General features: G+C 54.0%; 20 protein-coding genes. All 20 read left to right on the forward strand.

Annotated features, from left to right (window positions below; genetic code table 11):
• Positions 1-33 precede the first annotated feature (33 nt).
• The 20 genes from acpP (at position 34) to LKE88_RS01075 (ending at position 20,213) form a co-directional block, all read left to right on the forward strand.
• Positions 34-279: an acyl carrier protein gene (gene acpP, locus LKE88_RS00980; protein WP_105325727.1), complete on the forward strand. Its 246-nt coding sequence runs from the start codon at positions 34-36 to the stop codon at positions 277-279.
• A gap of 83 nt (positions 280-362) precedes the next feature.
• On the forward strand, positions 363-1,316 hold the full coding sequence (locus tag LKE88_RS00985; RefSeq protein WP_105325726.1) for an NAD(P)H-dependent flavin oxidoreductase: 954 nt from the start codon (positions 363-365) through the stop codon (positions 1,314-1,316).
• 12 nt (positions 1,317-1,328) lie between these two features.
• Positions 1,329-2,576 (forward strand): beta-ketoacyl-ACP synthase II, encoded by a 1,248-nt coding sequence (gene fabF / locus LKE88_RS00990; protein WP_105325725.1) that lies wholly within the window; start codon positions 1,329-1,331, stop codon positions 2,574-2,576.
• Positions 2,577-2,587: 11 nt separating this feature from the next.
• Positions 2,588-3,286, forward strand: coding sequence for a ribonuclease III (gene rnc, locus LKE88_RS00995; protein ID WP_105325724.1), 699 nt, complete (start codon positions 2,588-2,590; stop codon positions 3,284-3,286).
• Between the two features lie 58 nt (positions 3,287-3,344).
• Positions 3,345-4,343: an elongator complex protein 3 gene (locus LKE88_RS01000; protein WP_105325723.1), complete on the forward strand. Its 999-nt coding sequence runs from the start codon at positions 3,345-3,347 to the stop codon at positions 4,341-4,343.
• Positions 4,324-5,529 (forward strand): alanyl-tRNA editing protein, encoded by a 1,206-nt coding sequence (locus LKE88_RS01005; RefSeq protein WP_105325722.1) that lies wholly within the window; start codon positions 4,324-4,326, stop codon positions 5,527-5,529. The genes LKE88_RS01000 and LKE88_RS01005 overlap by 20 nt, the downstream gene beginning before the upstream one ends.
• A 166-nt stretch (positions 5,530-5,695) precedes the next feature.
• Positions 5,696-6,445 carry a 30S ribosomal protein S2 gene (rpsB, locus tag LKE88_RS01010; RefSeq protein WP_105325721.1) on the forward strand — a complete coding sequence of 250 codons (750 nt, stop codon included), beginning with the start codon at positions 5,696-5,698 and terminating at the stop codon, positions 6,443-6,445.
• A gap of 33 nt (positions 6,446-6,478) precedes the next feature.
• Complete coding sequence (tsf, locus tag LKE88_RS01015; RefSeq protein WP_105325720.1) at positions 6,479-7,360, forward strand: translation elongation factor Ts; 882 nt, start codon at positions 6,479-6,481, stop codon at positions 7,358-7,360.
• A gap of 113 nt (positions 7,361-7,473) precedes the next feature.
• The gene (pyrH, locus tag LKE88_RS01020) at positions 7,474-8,199 is read left to right on the forward strand and encodes a UMP kinase (protein ID WP_105325719.1); all 726 of its coding nucleotides are present in this window, start codon (positions 7,474-7,476) and stop codon (positions 8,197-8,199) included.
• Entirely contained in the window at positions 8,199-8,762 is a 564-nt protein-coding gene (gene frr / locus LKE88_RS01025; protein ID WP_105325718.1) for a ribosome recycling factor, read from the forward strand. The genes pyrH and frr overlap by 1 nt, the downstream gene beginning before the upstream one ends.
• A complete protein-coding gene (locus tag LKE88_RS01030) occupies positions 8,762-9,010 on the forward strand; it encodes a hypothetical protein (protein ID WP_105325717.1) in 249 nt (82 codons plus the stop codon). The genes frr and LKE88_RS01030 overlap by 1 nt, the downstream gene beginning before the upstream one ends.
• A complete protein-coding gene (fdxA, locus tag LKE88_RS01035) occupies positions 8,994-9,167 on the forward strand; it encodes a 4Fe-4S ferredoxin (protein ID WP_105325716.1) in 174 nt (57 codons plus the stop codon). The genes LKE88_RS01030 and fdxA overlap by 17 nt, the downstream gene beginning before the upstream one ends.
• Before the next feature lie 66 nt (positions 9,168-9,233).
• Entirely contained in the window at positions 9,234-10,025 is a 792-nt protein-coding gene (uppS, locus tag LKE88_RS01040; RefSeq protein ID WP_105325715.1) for an undecaprenyl pyrophosphate synthase, read from the forward strand.
• A gap of 9 nt (positions 10,026-10,034) precedes the next feature.
• Positions 10,035-10,865 carry a phosphatidate cytidylyltransferase gene (locus LKE88_RS01045; protein WP_105325714.1) on the forward strand — a complete coding sequence of 277 codons (831 nt, stop codon included), beginning with the start codon at positions 10,035-10,037 and terminating at the stop codon, positions 10,863-10,865.
• 12 nt (positions 10,866-10,877) lie between these two features.
• Positions 10,878-12,050: a 1-deoxy-D-xylulose-5-phosphate reductoisomerase gene (locus LKE88_RS01050; protein ID WP_105325713.1), complete on the forward strand. Its 1,173-nt coding sequence runs from the start codon at positions 10,878-10,880 to the stop codon at positions 12,048-12,050.
• Positions 12,044-13,060, forward strand: a complete 1,017-nt coding sequence (gene rseP, locus LKE88_RS01055; protein WP_105325712.1) for an RIP metalloprotease RseP — start codon at positions 12,044-12,046, stop codon at positions 13,058-13,060. Before LKE88_RS01050 ends, rseP begins: the two co-directional genes overlap by 7 nt.
• Before the next feature lie 13 nt (positions 13,061-13,073).
• Complete coding sequence (ispG, locus tag LKE88_RS01060; protein WP_105325711.1) at positions 13,074-14,141, forward strand: flavodoxin-dependent (E)-4-hydroxy-3-methylbut-2-enyl-diphosphate synthase; 1,068 nt, start codon at positions 13,074-13,076, stop codon at positions 14,139-14,141.
• 5 nt (positions 14,142-14,146) lie between these two features.
• Positions 14,147-15,862 (forward strand): proline--tRNA ligase, encoded by a 1,716-nt coding sequence (locus LKE88_RS01065; protein ID WP_105325710.1) that lies wholly within the window; start codon positions 14,147-14,149, stop codon positions 15,860-15,862.
• A gap of 40 nt (positions 15,863-15,902) precedes the next feature.
• Positions 15,903-16,583: an MgtC/SapB family protein gene (locus LKE88_RS01070; protein ID WP_231086261.1), complete on the forward strand. Its 681-nt coding sequence runs from the start codon at positions 15,903-15,905 to the stop codon at positions 16,581-16,583.
• 9 nt (positions 16,584-16,592) lie between these two features.
• Positions 16,593-20,213: a PolC-type DNA polymerase III gene (locus tag LKE88_RS01075; protein ID WP_105325709.1), complete on the forward strand. Its 3,621-nt coding sequence runs from the start codon at positions 16,593-16,595 to the stop codon at positions 20,211-20,213.
• Positions 20,214-20,231: the final 18 nt, after the last annotated feature.

Consider the following 20,231-nt stretch of genomic DNA (forward strand, 5'->3'; position numbering starts at 1 on the left):
ATGTGTTAGAGAGCTGGAAGGAGGTGAATAGGAATGAGCGAACAAAGTACTTTTGAAAAAGTAAAGGCTATTACGGTTGATCAGCTGAGCGTAGCTCCTGAAGACGTAAAGATGGATTCTACTTTTATTGATGACTTGGGAGCTGATTCTCTGGACATTGTGGAATTGATCATGGCTTTTGAGGAAGAATTCAACACTGAAATCCCTGATGAAGTTGCTGAAAAAATCCGCACTGTAAGAGACGCAGTAGAACTGTTGGATAAAGAAGACAAAAAATAATATCCCATTATTTTCGGAAGGTCCCTTACGGGACTTTCCGAGCTTTATCCATGATCTTTTTGATCTGAAATGGGGGATTGTTGTTGAAAGTGCCAGTGCTGAAGATTGGTGAAAAAGTAGCAACTATGCCTATCGTTCAAGGCGGTATGGCTATCCGCTTGTCCACGGCGCGGTTGGCGGCTTCGGTGGCCAATGAGGGCGGTGTGGGACTGATCGCTGCTTCTGGTCTGCCCTTTGATGAGCTGCGTAAAGAAATCCGTCTTGCCAGAAAGTTATCCAATGGCAAGGGAATGATTGGTATCAATGCAATGGTTGCCGCCCGTGAATTTAAAGGGCTGATAACGACTGCAGCCCAGGAAAAAGTCGACTTGATTGTGGCTGGGGCTGGTTTTTCCAGAGATATGTTTTCTGTCGGCAAGGAATATGATGTTCCTATTGTGCCGATAGTTTCTTATGCCAAATTAGCGAAAATAGCAGAGCGTCTGGGCGCTTCCGCTGTAGTGGTGGAAGGAACGGAGGCCGGTGGCCATCTGGGAACTCAGCGTTCGATTAAAGATATTTTGCCGGAAATCCTTTCGGTAGTGAAGATTCCCGTCATTGCAGCCGGTGGTGCTGTGGATGGCTATGATGTGGCAGAATTGCTGCAAATGGGAGCCAGCGGGGTTCAGATGGGCAGCCGGTTTGCTGCCAGTGAAGAATCCAATAGTGCGCCCATGCTGAAACAATTTTATTTGAAAATGACCAAAGATGATGTGGTTCAGATAGATAGCCCGGTGGGATTTAAAGGCAGAGCCTTATTGAATCCGTTCTCCAAGGCGGTATTGGAAGGTCATCCAACCAAGCCATTTAGCTGTGACAGCTGTCTGAAACATTGCTCCCGGAGTTTCTGCATTATTAAGGCTCTGACCCGGGCGCAGCAGGGAGATCTGGAAACAGGCCTGGTGTTTACCGGTGCAAATATGTGGAAAATTAAGGAAATTCTTCCCGTCCACGAGATCTTCAGAAGATTACGGGAAGAACTGAACAATTCTAAATAAGAGGTGATCCTTTTGAAACGTAGAGTGGTTGTGACCGGTGTTAGCGCCATTACTCCCATTGGTATTGGTAAGGATGAATTCTGGAATAACCTGATTGCAGGCAAATCCGGGATCGGCCTGATCACGCAATTTGATACCACTGACTTTTCCTGCAAAATTGCCGGGGAAGTTAAGGGCTTTGATTTCTCCGAATACGGCGACCGCAAGGAAGGCAAGAGAATGGACCGGGTTACCCAGTTCGCTGTTGCCTGCGGCAAAATGGCTGTAAAGGATGCTGACCTGGACCTGAGCAAGGAAGACGCTGTCCGGGTAGGTGTCTGCGTTGGCACGGGTATTGGCGGTATCCATACTTTCCTGGATGCAGCCAACAAATATGTAACCAAGGGCCCCAGCAAGATCAGCCCGTTCTTTATTCCTATGGAAATCCCCAATATGCCGGCTGCCCAGATTGCCATTGACCTGGGTGTCAAGGGCCCCAACACGGCCATTGTAACGGCCTGTGCTACGGGTTCCAACTGCATTGGTGATGCCCTGCGCATTATCCAATACGGCGATGCCGACATTATGCTGGCCGGCGGTACGGAAGCTGCTATTTCTCCCATTGCCGTGGCTGGTTTCGACAATATGAAAGCGCTGTCCCGGAACAATGAACATCCGGAAAAAGCCTCCTGCCCCTTCGACAAGAAGAGAGACGGTTTCGTTATGGGTGAAGGCGCCGGCATTATTGTTCTGGAAGAACTGGAACATGCCAAGAAGCGCGGTGCCCATATCTACGCCGAACTGGTGGGCTATGGCTACAACTGCGATGCTTACCATATTACCGCTCCGGATCCCAGCGGCGAAATGCCTGCTGAATGCATGCTGGCTGCCATCAAAGATGCGGGCCTCACTCCGGATGATGTGGACTACGTCAACGCCCACGGTACTTCCACCCATCGGAACGACCTGAACGAAACCCTGTGCTGCAAGAAAATCTTCGGCGACCGGGCCAAAGACGTTCCCATGAGCTCCAACAAATCCATGACCGGTCACCTGCTGGGTGCTGCCGGCGGTGTGGAAGCTGTGGCTTCTGTACTGACCATTGAAAACGGCATTCTTCCTCCCACCATCAACTATGAAGATGTGGATACGGAAGAAGGCCTGGATCTGGACTACGTGCCCAATACGGCCCGTAAAGCAGAAGTCAATGTGGTACTGTCCAACAACTTTGGTTTTGGCGGTCACAATGCCTGCATCTGCTTCCGCAAATACCAGGACTAAGGGTTCCTGTGATGGAAGAAAAACGGCGTAAGGAGCTTGAGGAGTTCTGTCAGGGTTTGGGTATGACCATGCAGGACCTGGGCTTACTCAATACGGCTTTGACCCATACCTCCTATGCGTATGAGGCCAAGGTAAAACCCCGGCCAGAGCATAACCAGCGTCTGGAATTCCTGGGGGATTCCGTTCTCAGTCTGGTGGTCAGCACCCATCTGTACCGCCACTATCCCCAGCTGGATGAAGGGGAGCTTTCCAAATTCCGGGCCTTTCTGGTCTGTGAGGAAACTCTGGCACAGCTGGCTACGGAAATGCAGCTGGGTAAGCACCTGCTGCTGGGCAAAGGGGAACTGAACCTGGATGGGGAGGAAAATCCTTCCATTCTGGCAGACGCCTTTGAATCAGTACTGGGTGCCTATTATCTGGACCAGGGTTTTGCCCAGGCCACAGAGCTGTTAAACCGTCTGCTGATCCAGCGGATTCCCGAACTGACGGCCAACGGAATTGACCGGGACTACAAGACCCGGTTCCAGGAAGTGGTTCAGGAACATGGACCGGTGGATATTGTGTACGAACAGGTTTCCGCCGATGGTCCCAGCCATAACCGCACGTTTGTCATGCGGGTGCTGGTGAACCAGGTAGAGCGGGGACGGGGCCGCGGCCGGACCAAAAAGGAAGCCGAGCAGCGGGCTGCCCACGAAGCATTAAAAAAATAGGCTGAAGGTGTTCCAATTTCGGTTGGAGCACCTTTTCTTTTAGGAAGAAGGCGTTAACATGATACTGCCCGTATTCATTCCCCACCTGGGCTGTCCCCACCAATGTGTGTTTTGCAACCAGAGGACCATCAGCGGGGAAACGGAAAGCGGCCTGGGGGGGGCCCAACGGCAGCTGGCGGAGCTCAGTACCTGGGTGCGGCCCAGCCTGGAAAACCAGCTGGCCTTTTACGGGGGTTCCTTTACGGCCCTTGACCTGAAGCTGCAGCAGGCCCTTTTGGAGCTGGCCGAAACATATCGGGCCCAGGGTCTTTTTGGCAGCCTCAGGCTTTCCACCCGGCCGGACGCTATTGATAACCAGGAACTGGCTTTGCTAAAAACCCATGGGGTCACAGTGGTGGAATTGGGGGCCCAGTCCCTGGACGACCGGGTGCTGGCCCTAACGGAACGGGGGCACAGCGCCAGGGACGTATGGGAAGCCTCCCGGCTTATCCAGGCAGCGGGCTTTACCCTGGGGCTTCAGCTGATGACGGGGCTGCCGGGGCAGGACCGGGAAAGTCTGCTCCAGACCCGGGACCAGGTGCTGGCGATTCACCCGGAACTGGTACGGATTTATCCGGTGCTGGTAATCCAGGGCACGCCTCTGGCTGCGGCGTACCGGCAGGGCAGCTATCAGCCCCAGAGTCTGGAGGACGCAGTGGAGGAGAGCACCCTGCTTTACGACGCCTTTACTGGGGCCGGCATTCAGGTAATCCGCTTGGGCCTTCAGCCGGACAGGGAACTGTGCGCTCCCGGGCATATTCTGGCAGGGCCCTTCCACCCGGCCTTTGGGGAACTGGTGAAGTCCTACTCCATTCGTCTGAAAATTCTCCGGCAGATTGCATCTCTGCCCCCAGGAAACTATAATATGGTTATTACCTGTCCCAAAGGGCTGGAATCCATGGTCAGGGGCCAGCACCGGTCCAATCTCCGGTATTTTCAGGAGGAGCTGGGCCTGCCAGTAACTCTGGAGACAGGAGAAAAATTAGAGGTGAGGTTCTATGACCGAGAAACTGTATGAAACGGATTCCCTGTTAAAAGCATGTGATGCGGTGGTCATCTCCTGTGAACCCAAGGACGACCATTACGAAGTGGTCCTGGACAAAACGGTGATTTTCCCCGAAGGCGGCGGTCAGCTGTCCGATCAGGGCACGATTAAGGGTGTTCCGGTTTACTACGCCTCTGATGCAGCTGGGGAAGTGCGGCATTATACCCACAGCCCGCTGGAAGCTGGACAGAAGGTCCATGTGGTTCTCAACTGGGACCTGCGGCTTGACCGGATGCAGCAGCATTGCGGCGAGCATATGCTGTCCTATGCTTTTTGGAAAACCTGCGGGGCCAACAATGTGGGCTTCCATATGAACGAAGAAAGTGTTTTCATCGACCTGGACCAGGAAATTGACGAGGAAAAGGCCGCCAAGGCGGAACTTTTTGCCAACCAGGGCATTTGGGAAAATGATCCTATAACGGTCCATTATTTGCAGCATACGGAACTGGATCAATACCCCCTGCGGAAAAAGAACGAAAAGCTCCGGGGCACCATCCGGCTGGTGGACATCAAAAACGGGGATATCTGCACCTGCTGCGGCACCCATCCGCCCTATACGGGAATGGTAGGCGTTATCAAGATTATCCGCTTTGCCAAGCATAAGGGGGGCTCCCGGATCGAATTCCTCTGCGGCAAGCGGGCACTTGCGGCTATGCACCAGAGAAATTGCATTCTGGAAGAAACCAGCAATTTTCTGTCGGTGAAGACGGAGGAAGTGCTGCCGGCGGTGCAAAAGCTGCATCAGGAAATTGTTGACCTGAAGGGGGCCCTGCGCAGCAAAAACCAGGAGCTGCTGGAGCTGCAGCTGCCGGCCCTGCTTGCAAAGGCACCGGTATTTGGGGCTGGCACCAGGCTGCTGTTTATGACCCTGGAAGGCTCCAGTGCCGACGGGAAGAATGCCCTGAAGAAGTTGTCCTCCCTGGAAAATGTCCTGTGCTGCATTTTGGTAAAGGACGGCGCCCGGGTGATGTACCAGTTTGCCGTGAGCCCGGGTGGCTCCGGGGACTGCAAGGCTTATTGCCAAATGGCCAACCAGCTGTTTGGAGGCCGGGGCGGGGGCAAGGCCCAATCTGCCCAGGGCGGGGGCGAAGCCGGCGAGGACTGGCTGGACAAGGCGGAAACCCTGAAGCAGGAAATTTTGCAGGCAGTGCAGGCCTAATGAAGGCCGAAAACACTCTTGCAACTTTTGGAACACTTATGGTATAATCTAGAGCGGTTGTGAATTCACAGCCCCATTAAACACACACGCAGCGTCAGAACGCGGCTGTCCTCGGAAGGGGTTAAGCGAAAAATGAGCTGCGGAGGAAAAACAGGAGGAAAGAAAAATGGCAATTGTATCCATGAAACAACTTTTAGAAGCAGGTGTGCATTTTGGTCATCAGACCAGACGTTGGAACCCTAAGATGGCTCCCTACATCTTCACCGAAAGAAACGGCATCTACATCATCGACCTGCAAAAGACCGTTAAGAAGGTAGAAGAATGCTACAACTTCCTGCGTGAACTGGCTGCCAATGGCGGTACCGTTCTGTTCGTAGGTACCAAGAAACAAGCCCAAGGCGCTATCAAAGAAGAAGCTGAACGTGCTGGCCAATTCTATGTAAACGAAAGATGGCTGGGCGGCATGCTGACCAACTTCAAGACCATCCAAACCCGTATCAAACGGCTGCATGATCTGGAAAAAATGGAAGAAGAAGGCACCTTCGACGTTCTGCCGAAGAAAGAAGTTATCGTTCTGCGCCATGAAATGGAAAAATTGGAAAAATACCTGGGCGGTATCAAGAACATGAAGAAGCTCCCCAGCGCTCTGTTCGTTATCGATCCCCGCAAAGAACATAACGCTATTCTGGAAGCCCGTAAACTGCACATTCCTATCGTAGCTACCGTTGACACCAACTGCGATCCGGATGAAGTTGACTACCTGATGCCTGCCAACGACGACGCTATCCGTGCCGTACGCCTGCTGACCAGCAAAATGGCTGATGCCGTTCTGGAAGGCAAAGCCAGCGCTGTGGATGAAGAAGCCGTTGCTGCTGAAGAAGAAAACGCTGCTGAAGAAGCTGCTCAAGAAAACTAAGATAAATACATCCATTATACAGGAGGAATACTGATGGCAATTACCGCAAGCTTAGTAAAAGAACTGCGTGAACGTACCGGTGCCGGCATGATGGACTGCAAAAAAGCCCTGACCGCTACCGATGGTGATATGGACAAGGCAATCGACTACCTGAGAGAAAAAGGTCTGTCCAAGGCTGCCAAGAAAGCCAGCCGCGTAGCTGCTGAAGGCATTGTTGACGCTTACGTTGACGAAGCTAACAAAATCGCTGTCCTGCTGGAAGTCAACTGCGAAACTGACTTCGTGGCCAACACCGATGACTATAAAAACCTGGTTCTGTCCGTGGCCAAACACATCGCTGCCAACAAACCGGCTGATGTGGCTGAACTGGCAAACCAAACCTTCCTGGGCACTGACAAGAAAGTCAGCGACGTAATCACCGAAGCCATTGCCAAAATCGGCGAAAAAATCGACATCCGTCGTTTCACCGTTTACGAATATGGCAATGACACCGTTGGCCATTACATCCATGGCGGCGGCAAAATCGGCGTTCTGGTTGAACTGGAAGGCGGCGACGCTGAAGTTGCCAAGGACGTGGCTATGCACATTGCTGCAGCCAACCCTGCTTACCTGGATCGTACCCAAGTTCCTGAAGCTGAACTGGATCACGAAAAGGAAGTTCTGTCCGAACAAGCTAAAAACGAAGGCAAGCCTGAAAAAATCATTGAAAAAATGGTTCTGGGCCGCATTCAGAAGTACTACAAGGAAGTTTGCCTGGTTGACCAGGAATTCATCAAGGATCCGGATAAATCCATTGCCGGCCTGCTGAAGGAACACAATGCCAAAGCCAAGAGATTCGTTCGTTATCAATTGGGCGAAGGCATTGAAAAGAAACAGGAAGATTTCGCTTCTGAAGTAATGAGCTTCGTAAAATAACGACCTATAAGAGAACACTTAATGGTGTTCTCTTATTTATTAAGCTTGCATGAAGCGGCAAATTCAAATATAATAGCAAATAGACAACGGAGTTCTGTAGGAGGTAACGTTCAGTGTCGGCAAATAGAAAGTTCAAGCGCGTAATTTTGAAACTCAGTGGTGAAGCCCTGGCAGGCCCTAAAGGCTACGGGATTGATCCTGTTACGGTTGACAACATTGCAGCACAGATTCAGGCTGTACGGGAAAGCGGATTGGATGTGGCAGTCGTTAACGGCGGCGGCAACATCTGGAGAGGTCTCTCCGGCGCTTCTGAAGGCATGGATCGGGCAACGGCCGACTATATGGGCATGCTGGCTACGGTCATCAATTCCCTGGCACTCCAGGATGCTCTGGAAAACCGCGGGGTTGCTACCCGGGTGCAGACGGCCATTGAAATGAGAGCCATTGCAGAACCGTACATCCGGCGCAAAGCCGTTCGTCATTTGGAAAAGAACCGGGTCGTCATTTTTGCGGCAGGCACCGGGAACCCTTATTTCTCCACCGATACTACAGCTGCCCTGCGGGCTGCTGAAATCGAAGCAGACGCCATTTTGATGGCCAAGAAGGGTGTGGATGGTGTCTATGACAGCGATCCTGCCAAAAATCCCAATGCCAAAAAATTTGACCATCTGGAATACATTGAAGTGATTCAGAAAAATTTGGGTGTCATGGATTCTACCGCTATCAGCCTGTGCATGGATAACCACATTCCCATCGTTGTGTTCAACATCGACAAGGAAGGCAATATCCTGAAAGCAGCTGCCGGCGAAGAAATCGGAACCCTGGTAGGAGGATTTTGATGGCAACGATTGAGGAACTGCAAAAAGAGACCGAAGGAAAAATGGACAGAGCCATTCAAGCTCTGCTGACTGAGCTGGCCGCTATTCGTACTGGCCGTGCTACTCCTTCTTTGCTGGATCAGGTAAGGGTGGATTATTATGGAACGGCAACCCCTGTGAACCAGGTAGCCAACGTTTCCGTGCCCGAACCCAGAATGATTGAAATCAAACCCTGGGACAGAGGCCTGCTGAAAGATATTGAAAAGGCCATTATGACCTCTGATTTGGGTCTGAACCCCAGCAACGATGGTACTGTAATTCGCCTGAACCTGCCCATTCTGACGGAAGAACGCCGGAAGGATCTGGTGAAGGTAGTCAATAAAAAAGGGGAAGCCAGCCGGGTTGAAATCCGCAACATCCGCCGCGACTTCAATGACGCCATCAAGAAACAGGTAAAGGCCAAAACCATTACCGAAGATGACGCCAAGGACGCAACGGAAACTTCCCAAAAACTTACGGACAAGTACATCAAGAAAATTGATGATATTTTGGCCAAAAAAGAGAAAGAAGTTATGTCGGTGTGATGGAACTCTCCAAGGAAGTCCCGGATCTTCTGGCCCGTCCTCTCCCGTATGCTCTGGAGGTTTTGGAGCAGCAGGGCTGGCAGGTACAGGTGGTGCGGGCAGAGCCCTATTTTCACCGTGCTTCGCAAGTCTGGCAGGATGATCACGCTTATGTGTTGAAGCAGTGCATACTGTCTGACCATACATTACAATTAATTGTTGGTTGCAAATTTGAAGGGAGGTGTACTCAAGATGGCACACAAGATTAACCAAGACGATTGCATCGGTTGCGGTTCCTGCGCAGGAACTTGCCCCGTTGGTGCAATTTCTGAAGACAACGGCAAGTATAAAGTTGATGAAGCTAGCTGCATCGACTGCGATGCTTGCACCGGCGCTTGCCCGGTAGGCGCTATTTCTGCTGAATAAGCTGATAGCGGATTGCGCAGCCCGCGTTATGCAGGCTGCGCAAATTTTTTTATAGGGGGAAACGGTATGCTGAAAAAATTCTTCGGAAAAACGAATACTCTGCCGGAACTGCCCGACTACGGGTCTGTAGACCTGTCCAAGCTGGACGGAAAAAGAATCCCCCGGCATGTAGCCATCATCATGGATGGCAATGGCAGATGGGCCAAAGCCCAAGGCCAGCCCCGTACCTTCGGCCATGCGGCAGGGGCCAAGACCCTGCGCAAAATTGTAAAATTTGCCGATAAGCTGGGCATTGAGATTTTAAGTGTGTATGCCTTTTCCACGGAAAATTGGAAACGGCCGGTTACGGAGGTTCGCTTCATTATGGAGCTGCTCAGCCGGTATCTGACCATTGAACTGGAGGAGTTCCATCGCTACAACGTGCGGATTCGTTTTATGGGAAGCCGTGAAGGCTTGCCGCCGGTGGTGCTGGAAAAAATGGATCATGCCCTGGAAGTGACCAAGAACAATACGGGCATCATCTTGAATATTGCAATCAATTACGGCGGGCAGCGGGAAATCGTCAGCGCTGTGCGGGAAATTGCCGCACTGGTAAAAGACGGTACCCTCCAGCCGGATGATATAAATGAAAAAACGGTTGAAGACTATTTGAACACCCATGGCCTGCCTGCTCCGGACCTTTTAATCCGGACGGGGGGAGATCTGCGGGTCAGCAATTTTATGCTGTGGCAGATTGCCTATGCTGAACTTTGGACGACTCCTGCCTATTGGCCGGATTTTTCCGAGGAGATGCTGGTAGAGGCAGTGGGCAGCTTTCAAAAAAGGGACCGCCGATTTGGCGGCTTAACCAAGGCATAAGAGGCGAACATGGGACAAAGAATACGAACTGCGATTGTGGCCATTCCCATTGCTTTGTTTTTGATTAAAATGGGTGGTTTGTTTTTTGCGGCCGGGGTGCTGCTGCTGGGCCTGGTGGGCTGGCGGGAATTTGCCCGGATGCTCCAGGCGGCTGGCTTTAAGGTCTATGCCCTGACGGGCTGCCTGGGTACGGCTCTCCTGATACTGGCGGCCGGCCTGGGAATTAAAGCATTGCTGCTGCCCCTGGTGACCCTGTTTTCCCTTTTGGTAATGCTGGAAGGTCTTTATTTCTATGAGGAAGGCCATTGGCCGGAGAAGGTAGGACTTACCTGCATGTCCCTGGTCTATTTGGGCCTTCCTTTTGCCCATTTTATCCTGCTGAGGGAAATTACAGGACCGGTGCATACCATTCCTGTGTGGGGCGCCATGAGCCTGGGAGAAGCCCTTTTGTGGGTGGTGATGTTTGCCACCTGGGCCAGCGATACCTTTGCCTATTTTGGAGGACGGCTTTGGGGCAAGACAAAATTGGCTCCCAAAATCAGTCCCAAGAAGACCCGGGAAGGGGCCCTGTGCGGCTTTATCGGCTGCGTGGCTACGGTGCTGCTCATGGGCTGCCTGTGGCTGGGGTATGGGCTGCTGCCCATGCTGGTACTGGGCGTCGGCATCGGGATTTTCGCTCCTTTGGGAGACCTGGTGGAATCCATCTTGAAACGCTCCTGCGGCATCAAGGATTCTGGGAACTTCTTTCCCGGACACGGGGGCGTGCTGGACCGGTGCGACAGCCTGATTTTCTCCGTTCCCTTGGCCTACTATTTTATTACCCAGCTGCTGCTAGGGTAAAAGGAGTCGCCTATGAAGAATATTGCAATTTTAGGGTCCACGGGTTCTATTGGAACCCAGACCCTGGAGGTAGTGGCAGCCAATCCTGAGCGCCTGAAAGTAGTGGCTCTGGCTGCCCATAGTAACGTGATTTTAACGGCCGAACAGATTCGCCTGTTCCAGCCGGCCCTGGCCTGCCTGACGGATCCGGAAGCGGCGGCTCAGCTGGCCAAGCTGGACGTGGGCAAAACGGAAATCCTCTCAGGTCAGGAGGGGCTCATGGCCGTGGCTACCTACAGCGGTGCCGATACGGTGCTGGGGGCCATGGTGGGCTACGCAGGGCTGAAACCGACCCTTGCCGCCATCGCTGCCGGCAAGAACATTGCCCTGGCCAACAAGGAAACCCTGGTGGCGGCTGGCAGCCTGGTAATGGCTGCGGTAAAGCAGCAGGGGGTAGGGCTTACCCCGGTGGACAGTGAGCACAGCGCCATTTTCCAATCCCTTCAGGGGAACCAGCATAAGGATATCAAACGGATTCTCCTGACGGCTTCCGGCGGACCCTTCCGGGGGAAAAGCCGGAAAGAACTGGAACAGGTCACGGTCAGCCAGTGTCTGAACCATCCTACCTGGAGTATGGGCACCAAGGTGACCATTGATTCCTCCACCCTGGCCAACAAGGGCCTGGAAGTGATTGAAGCCCATTGGCTGTTTGATACGGCTTACGACAAAATTGTGCCGGTCATCCATCCCCAAAGCATTGTCCATTCTCTGGTGGAATACTGCGACGGGGCTGTGATTGCCCAACTGGGAGCAGCGGACATGAAGCTGCCCATCCAATATGCTCTGAGTTATCCGGACCGGTGGCCCGTGGCCTTTGACCAGCTTGACCTGGTGAAGGCCGGGAACCTGACCTTTGAAGCGCCGGATACGACGGTGTTTCGGGCTCTGCCCCTTGCCATTTCGGCAGGGAAGGCCGGGGGCATCCTGCCCTGCGCCTTTAACGCTGCCAACGAGGTGGCAGTAGCTGCTTTCCTGAAGGGGCAGATTTCCTTCCTGGAAATCGCCGACCTGATTGAACAGGTGCTGGAAAAGACTCCCCAGCAGTCGGTTCAGTCCTATGAAACCATTGTGGAAGCGGACCGGAAAGCCCGGGAAACCGCCGAAGCCTGGGTGGCCCGGAAAGGCCGGGAGGGAATCCCTTGCTGACAGTTTTGGCAGCCATTGTGCTGTTTGGTGTACTAATTACCGTGCATGAACTGGGCCACTTTTTGGCAGCCAAGGCCACGGGCATGCTGGTGACGGAGTTTTCCGTGGGCTTTGGCCCGCTGCTTTACCAGCGTCAGGTGGGGGAGACCCTGTATTCTCTGCGGATCATTCCTTTCGGGGGCTATAACCGGATTGCCGGTATGGAGCCTGGGGAGGAAGACTTGCCCCGGGGCTTTGGCAGCCGTCCCCTGTGGGCCCGGATGATTACCATCTTGGCAGGACCCTTTATGAATTTTCTGCTGCCAGTGGTGATTTTCTTTGGCATGTATGCCCTCTCCGGCATTGATATTCCCGTGGACCAGCCCATTGTGGGCTCCACCATGGCCGGGTATCCTGCTGAGCAGGCCGGCGTCGTGCCTGGGGACCGCATTGTGTCCATTAATGGCGTCAAGCTTACCCAGTGGAAGGAAATCAGTGAGCAGGTGCAGGCCAGCGGGCCGGTGCCCAGCAAGCTGGTGGTGGAACGGGGCGGCAAGGTACAGAACCTGACCCTGAAGCCCCAATACGAAAGCGAAACCAACCGGTATCTGATTGGTATTACCCCCAAACTGAACCATAAGGACCTGGGCCTTGTACAAAGTGCTTCTACGGCGGTGAAGGCAGTGAGCCGGATTACCGTGGGAATGCTGCAGGGCATCAAGCTGATGGTCACCCGCAAGGTATCGGCAGAGCTTTCCGGACCTATTGGGGTAGCCCAAATGGCTGGGGACGTAGCTGCCCAGGGCGCCATTCCTTATTTGGGCTTTATGGCGTTTCTCAGCATCAATCTGGCGGTTTTAAACCTGCTGCCCATTCCTGCCCTGGACGGAGGACAATTCCTGGTCCTTGTGGTGGAAGGCCTGCGGGGCAAGCCGCTGGCACCCCGGGCCAAGGGTATTATTCAGATGATTGGTGTAGGCTGCATCCTGTTTTTGACCATTTACGCAACGCTCCACGATTTGATTCACTAAAGGAGGTCGTACTGTGCTAAAACGCAGAAATGCCCGTGTGGTGCAGATTGGCAGCGTTTCTATCGGCGGCAGTTACCCGGTGGCTGTCCAGTCCATGACCAACACGAAAACCGAAGATATAGAAGCCACTGTAAAGCAGATTTACCAGCTGACGGCGGCAGGCTGTGAAATTATCCGCTGTGCCGTTCCCACTCTGGAAGCGGCCAAGGCATTAAAGACCATCAAGGCAAAAATCCATATTCCCCTGGTGGCAGATATCCATTTTGATTACAGACTGGCCCTGGAGGCCATCAATTCCGGGGTGGACGCCCTGCGGCTCAACCCGGGAAATATTGGGGGCCGGGACCGGGTAGAAGCGGTGGTGAAGGCCGCCAAGGAGCACCGGGTACCCATTCGGATTGGGGTGAATGCAGGCTCCCTGCCCAAGGACCTGCTGGCCAAATACGGTCATCCTACTGCCCAAGGGTTGGTGGAAGCGGCCTGGCGGCATATCCGGATTTTGGAGGAAATGGACTTCCGGGATATTGTGATTTCCCTGAAAGCCCACGATGTGCCCCTGACCCTGGAAGCCTATCGGCTGATGGCGCAGGAGTGCGATTATCCCCTGCATGTGGGAATTACTGAGGCAGGCACCCTCCACACCGGGCTCATCAAGTCCGCAGTGGGGATTGGCACCCTCTTGGCCGAAGGCATTGGGGATACCATCAGGGTATCCCTTACCGGGGACCCGCTGCCGGAAATTGACGCCGGTTTTGAAATCCTAAAGTCCCTGGGCCTTCGGGAGTACGGTCCCACCCTGATTTCCTGTCCCACCTGCGGGCGGACCAGTGTGTGCCTGGACAACATGGCCTCCCAGGTGGAAGCAAAACTCCGGGACATCAAGGAACCCATTTCCGTAGCCGTTATGGGCTGCGTGGTCAACGGCCCGGGAGAAGCCCGGGAAGCTGACGTGGGCATTGCCGGAGGCAAGAATGAGGGACTGATCTTCCGCAAGGGAGAAATTATTCGTAAAGTTCCGGAAGACCAACTGGTCGACCAATTAATGCTGGAAATCCAAAAAATATTGGCAGAAAGGAAGTAAATAGAATGCGCGTTTCCCAATTGTATGCACCCACTTTAAGAGAGGTTCCTGCGGAGGCGGTTATCGAGAGCCACAAATTGATGCTCCGGGCCGGTTATCTGCGCAAGGCTGCCGGCGGTTTGTATACCTACCTGCCCCTGGCCTGGAGAAGCATCAAAAAGATTGAAACCATTATCCGGGAGGAAATGGACGGAAAGGGTGCCCAGGAAATTATGATGCCCATTCTGCAGCCTGCTGAAATCTGGGAAGAAAGCGGCCGCTGGTCCGTCTACGGCGAAGAAATGTTCCGGATCAAAGACCGTCATGGCCGTCAATTCTGCCTGGGACCTACCCACGAAGAACTGATTACTACGCTGGTGCGGGACGACCTGCGTTCCTACCGCCAGCTGCCGGTGAACCTGTACCAGATCCAAAGCAAATTCCGGGATGAAAAGAGACCCCGTTTTGGCCTGATGCGCAGCCGGGAATTTATCATGAAAGATGCCTATTCCTTTGATGCCGATCCGGCTGGGCTGGATGTGGCTTATCAGAAAATGTACGATGCCTACAGCGCCATCTTTACCCGCTGCGGGCTGGAATACCGGCCGGTGGAAGCAGACAGCGGTGCCATCGGCGGCAATGCCACCCACGAATTTATGGGCCTGGCAGAAAGTGGTGAAGCCGGCATTGTGTACTGCGATACCTGCGATTATGCTGCGGACGTGGAAAAGGCAGAATGTGCTGCCCTGGAAGCTCCTGCAGAAGAAGCGCTGCCCCTGGAAACCCGGGAAACCCCTGGCTGCAACACCATTGAAGCTGTGTGCGAATTCTTAAAGGCGCCCATTCTTAAAAGCGTCAAGGCAGTGGCCTTTACCTCTGAACAGGGCAAGCTGATCCTGTGCTTTGTCCGGGGTGACAAAACTGTCAACGAAACCAAGGTGGCCAATGCGGTCGGCGTACCGGAAGTGGAAATGGCTCCCGATGATATGATTCGGGCAGCCGGCACTGTGCCTGGCTATATGGGCCCCATTGGCCTGGATACCAATAAATGCACCATCATCATCGACCAAACGGTGATGAATATGCACAACATCTGCTGCGGCGCCAACCAGAAGGACCTCCACTATGTAAACGCAGAACCCAGCCGGGATTTTGTGTATACCCTGGTAACGGATATCAGCACCGCGGTAGCAGGGGATAAATGCCCCCACTGCGGCGGCCACTTGCTGGAAGCCCGGGGCATTGAAGTGGGCCAGGTCTTCAAGCTGAACACCAAATACAGCGCCGCCCTGCACGCCACCTATCTGGATGCGGACGGCAAGGAACAACCCATGTACATGGGTTGCTACGGTATCGGCGTAGGCCGGACCCTGGCTGCTGTTATCGAACAGCACCACGACAAGGACGGCATCATTATGCCCAAAGCCATTGCTCCTTATCAGGTAATTGTGCTGCCGGTGAATACCCAAGATGCGGAATCCAACGGCAAGGCCGAAGAAGTGTATGCTGCCCTGAATGCTGCCGGCATTGAAACCCTGATTGATGACCGGGACGAACGGGCTGGGGTAAAATTCAAGGATGCCGACCTGATTGGGATTCCCCTGCGTATTGTAGTAGGTCCCAAGACCTTAAAGAGAAATGCACTGGAAGCCAAGCTGCGTGCTACGGGCGAAATGACGGATATCTCCCTGGAAGGAAATTACGTAGAGGCCATCAAGGCTCTCTTGGCAAAGGCTTTATAAGAAGCAGTTAGGCAGTAAAACGGCGTTAGGAGGGATTGTCATGTTGTGGGATGAACAAGTGCTGAGACTGATGCTGCGGATTCTGGTGGCCGCCATTTTGGGCGGGCTCATCGGTCTGGAGCGGAGTGCAGGGGACCGGCCGGCAGGGCTGCGTACCCACATTCTGGTGGCTACCGGTTCGGCCCTTCTGATGATTGTCTCCATTTACGGCGCCGATGGCTATACCCAGTACCGGGATCCTTCCCGGATTGCCTCCCAGGTGGTCAGCGGCATCGGGTTTCTGGGTGCCGGCACTATTCTCCATGAGGGCCTGACGGTGAAGGGGCTCACCACGGCAGCCAGCCTGTGGATTGTTTCAGCCATTGGTCTGGCGGTGGGCTGCGGGATGCTGTATCTCAGCATTCTGGTGACCCTTTTGACCCTGGTCACCCTGATTATGATCCGGGGCCTGGAGAAAAAGGTAATTCCTGCCGGGAAGTCCCTGAAATGCCGACTCCAGGTAACCCTGGACAAGCATCCGGAAAGCATGATGGAGGTCATGGACTACCTGCAGCAGCGGAATGTGAAGACCCGGATTTTGGGCATCAAAAACGATCCGGCCAAAAGCGTGATTCAGGTGAACCTGTCGGTGAAAATCGGCAAGCATCTGGACGCCGGAGCCCTCCTGGAAGGACTGAAAAAGCGTCCTGAAGTGGAGAGTGTCACGATGGTAGAAAAGTAAGAGGTTGGCATGCAATCTGAATGTTATAAAATCATACCTGATCCAAAGGTTTTTTTGAGCTTCCTTTCTTCCCTGGAGCTATCTCCGGAACAGCTGGCCTGTGTCCAGCGAATTTCCGCTGCCACGGTGGAAGTATACGAGCAGCGGAACCTGTGGGAGATTGCTTACGAAGGAAAATGCACCCCTCTGGAAGAACAGGAACTGGCGGAAGTTGGCCATAAGGTGGCGGACGCCTGTTCCGTGGGCCAGGTGGTCTTTGTGAAATGCGACCAGAACCCGGTGCTGCCTCCCTGTCAGGAGGACCGGGATCTGGCCCAGGACCAGGAACCGCCCACCTGGTGGCCGGAAGAACCGGACGCAGGCTGGCCGGAAGAGGCTCCCTGCGAACCTGAACCTGAGGTAAATGCTTTTGACCCCAACCAGGAAATTTTTGCTAGTGAAGATTACCAAGCCGCTCTCCGGGCAATCCAGGGGGGCGGCTCTTCCAGCCGGGAAGATGGGGTGGTGCTGGGCCGCAAAATCAAAAAGGCGGCCCGCCCCATGGCGGAGGTGCTGGAGGAAGAAAACAACGTGGTGGTGGAAGGCCAGCTCATGGGCTTTAATGAACGGGAGCTGAAAACCGATGCCATCATACTGAGCATTTTGGTGGCCGATGAGACCGATGGTCTGACCTGCAAAATGCGCTTTGCGGATCCTGGCGGCAAAAATGACCTGAAAAAGAACCAGAAGGAATGTGCAGACCTGAAGGCCAAACTGCCGGTGGGCTGCCGGGTGAAAATCCAGGGAGATGTGGCACCGGACAAATACGAGAACTTCGAAATCGTTATGCTCCGGGTCAAGAACATCATGATGGAGCCTGCGCAAAAGCGGGAAGACAAGGCGGAAGTCAAGCGGGTGGAACTCCACTGCCATACGAAAATGAGCAAGATGGACGGCCTGACCCCCATTGAAGAACTGGTAAAGACTGCCATCCGCTGGGGGCACAAGGCCCTGGCCATTACGGACCACGGGGTGGTCCAGGCCTTTCCCTTTGCCTACGATGCGGCCGCAGGGTCGGACCTGAAGCTGATTTTCGGGCTGGAAGGCTATCTGTGCCATCACCTGAAAGATAAGAAGAATTACCATATTATCCTGCTGGCCAAAAATGCAGAGGGGCTGCGGAACCTGTACCGGCTGGTTTCCCTGTCCCATTTGCAGTACTTTGGCGGCCGGCCCAAACGGCCCCGGATGACCAAGGGCCTTTTGGACCAATACCGGGAAGGGCTGATTATTGGCTCCGCCTGCGCTGCCGGGGAAGTGTACCGGGCGGTGCTGGCCGGGGCGGACCATCAGGAACTGTTAGACATTGCGTCCTACTATGATTACCTGGAAATTCAGCCCACGGGCAACAATAATTACCTGATCCGGGACGAACGGTTCCCGGAAATTACCACGGTGGAAGATTTGCAGGCCATCAACAAGAAGATTCTGGCCCTGGCTGACGAACTGGGGAAACTGACGGTGGCTACCTGCGACGTCCACTTCCTGAATCCGGAAGATGCCCTGGCCCGGAGAATCCTCCAGGCCGGCATAGGGTATCCCGATGAGGAGCAGCCGCCGCTATACCTGCGGACCACCGATGAAATGCTGGAAGAATTCTCCTACCTGGGCAAGGAACGGGCCTACGAGGTGGTGGTGACCAACTCCAACAAGATCAGTGAACAGGTGGAAACCTTTAAGCCGGTTCCCGACCGGGACCAACTGTATTCTCCCACCATTCCTGGGGCCAAGGAAAAAGTGGAATCCATGTCCTACGCCAAGGCCCACGAGCTGTACGGCCCCAACCTGCCCAAGATTGTAGAGGACCGGCTGAATCTGGAATTGTCTTCCATTATCGGCAACGGCTTCTCCGTGCTGTACTACATTGCCCATCTGCTGGTAAAGAAATCCAACGACGATGGGTACATGGTAGGCTCCCGGGGCAGTGTTGGTTCCTCCTTTGTGGCCACCATGCTGGACATTACGGAAGTAAATCCCCTGGTGCCCCATTACCGCTGTCCCCACTGCTTCCATACGGAGTTCTTTGAGGACGGTTCCGTGGGTTCCGGCTTTGACCTGCCGGAAAAGGCCTGCCCGGAATGCGGCACCATGATGATCCGGGACGGACACAATATTCCTTTTGCCGTATTCTTGGGTTTCCACGGGGACAAGGTGCCCGATATCGATCTGAACTTCTCCGGGGAATACCAGCCCCGGGCCCATAAATATACGGAAGAACTGTTTGGCCGGGATAACGTATTCCGGGCTGGTACCTTGGGTACCATTGCGGACAAGACGGCCTACGGCTACATCAAAAAGTATTACGAAAGCCGGGGAGAGCCCAAACGGAACGCCTTTGTGGAAGGGCTGATTCCCAAACTGGCTGGGGTCAAGCGGACCACCGGCCAGCATCCGGGCGGCATCATGGTTATCCCCCGGGACCTGGATGTGCACTATATTACGCCCGTCCAGTACCCGGCAGATGACGAAAACTGCGGCACCATTACCACCCACTACGATTACCACTCCATCAACGACCGGTTGGTGAAGCTGGATATTCTGGGTCACGATGATCCCACCATGATCAAGATGCTGGATACCCTGATGGGGCAGGACGGCTACTGCAAGTCCATTCCCATTGGCGATCCGGAGACCATGGAACTGTACCTGAGCACCAAGTCCCTGGGGGTAACTCCGGAGGCCATTGGCAGTGAAGTAGGGACCCTGGGGGTTCCGGAATGCGGCACCCATTTTGTGCGGCAGATGATTGCGGACGTAAAGCCCAAGAACTTCTCCGACCTATTGCGTATTTCCGGGTATTCCCATGGTACCGGCGTGTGGCTGGAAAATGCCCAGGACCTGATTAAGGAAGGTCACCCCACGGACGAAACCATTTCCACCCGTGACGATATCATGACCTACCTGATCAACAAAGGGGTGGAGCCCAGCATTGCCTTCAGCATTATGGAAACCTGCCGGAAAGGGAAGGCCCACAAGAACGGCTTTTCCGACAAGCAGGCGGAAGCTTTGCAGAAGGCCAATATTCCGGACTTCTACATCCGGTCCTGCCGGACGGTGCAGTACCTGTTCCCTAAGGCCCATGCCGTGGCCTACGTATTGTCGGCCTACCGGATTGCCTACTGCAAGGTGCACCATCCCAAGGAATTCTACGCCGCTTATTTTTCCATCCGGGCGCCCAAGTTTGACTATGCCCAGGTCCATAAAGGCGAAGAATACATGAAGAAATTCATCAAGGACGTGTACGCCCAGGGCAACAAGGCCAAGGTCAACGACAAGGATACGGCCACGTATATGGAAATGTGCGTAGAGATGCTGGAACGGGGCTTTGTGTTTGAGGATGTGGACCTGTACCGGTCCGACGCCCATAAATTTATTGTTACGGAAAAGGGCCTTTTGCCGCCCCTGGGCTCCATTGGGGGCATCGGCGGGGTAGCGGCCGAAGACATTGTGGAGGCCCGCAAGAAGGGCGAGTTCATCTCCCAGGAAGACCTGAAGAACCGGGCCAAAATCAGCAAATCCAATGTGGAAGTGCTGGCGGACCTGGGGATTTTGGAAGGAATGCCGGCTACGGACCAGATTGAACTGTTCTGATCCGGGCCGGAAGTTTCC

The organism is Acidaminococcus hominis, from assembly GCF_022484025.1.
Classification (GTDB): domain Bacteria; phylum Bacillota; class Negativicutes; order Acidaminococcales; family Acidaminococcaceae; genus Acidaminococcus; species Acidaminococcus hominis.

What these genes read in the sequence shown, in the direction of transcription:
- LKE88_RS01070 (WP_231086261.1), top strand. Translation starts at nt 15,903, where the DNA reads ATGTTGTGGGATGAACAAGTGCTGAGACTGATGCTGCGGATTCTGGTG.
- LKE88_RS01030 (WP_105325717.1), top strand. Translation starts at nt 8,762, where the DNA reads ATGGAACTCTCCAAGGAAGTCCCGGATCTTCTGGCCCGTCCTCTCCCG.
- LKE88_RS01065 (WP_105325710.1), top strand. Translation starts at nt 14,147, where the DNA reads ATGCGCGTTTCCCAATTGTATGCACCCACTTTAAGAGAGGTTCCTGCG.
- LKE88_RS01005 (WP_105325722.1), top strand. Translation starts at nt 4,324, where the DNA reads ATGACCGAGAAACTGTATGAAACGGATTCCCTGTTAAAAGCATGTGAT.
- LKE88_RS01075 (WP_105325709.1), top strand. Translation starts at nt 16,593, where the DNA reads ATGCAATCTGAATGTTATAAAATCATACCTGATCCAAAGGTTTTTTTG.
- frr (WP_105325718.1), top strand. Translation starts at nt 8,199, where the DNA reads ATGGCAACGATTGAGGAACTGCAAAAAGAGACCGAAGGAAAAATGGAC.
- LKE88_RS01000 (WP_105325723.1), top strand. Translation starts at nt 3,345, where the DNA reads ATGATACTGCCCGTATTCATTCCCCACCTGGGCTGTCCCCACCAATGT.
- tsf (WP_105325720.1), top strand. Translation starts at nt 6,479, where the DNA reads ATGGCAATTACCGCAAGCTTAGTAAAAGAACTGCGTGAACGTACCGGT.
- rnc (WP_105325724.1), top strand. Translation starts at nt 2,588, where the DNA reads ATGGAAGAAAAACGGCGTAAGGAGCTTGAGGAGTTCTGTCAGGGTTTG.
- LKE88_RS01050 (WP_105325713.1), top strand. Translation starts at nt 10,878, where the DNA reads ATGAAGAATATTGCAATTTTAGGGTCCACGGGTTCTATTGGAACCCAG.
- LKE88_RS01045 (WP_105325714.1), top strand. Translation starts at nt 10,035, where the DNA reads ATGGGACAAAGAATACGAACTGCGATTGTGGCCATTCCCATTGCTTTG.
- rpsB (WP_105325721.1), top strand. Translation starts at nt 5,696, where the DNA reads ATGGCAATTGTATCCATGAAACAACTTTTAGAAGCAGGTGTGCATTTT.
- acpP (WP_105325727.1), top strand. Translation starts at nt 34, where the DNA reads ATGAGCGAACAAAGTACTTTTGAAAAAGTAAAGGCTATTACGGTTGAT.
- uppS (WP_105325715.1), top strand. Translation starts at nt 9,234, where the DNA reads ATGCTGAAAAAATTCTTCGGAAAAACGAATACTCTGCCGGAACTGCCC.
- fdxA (WP_105325716.1), top strand. Translation starts at nt 8,994, where the DNA reads ATGGCACACAAGATTAACCAAGACGATTGCATCGGTTGCGGTTCCTGC.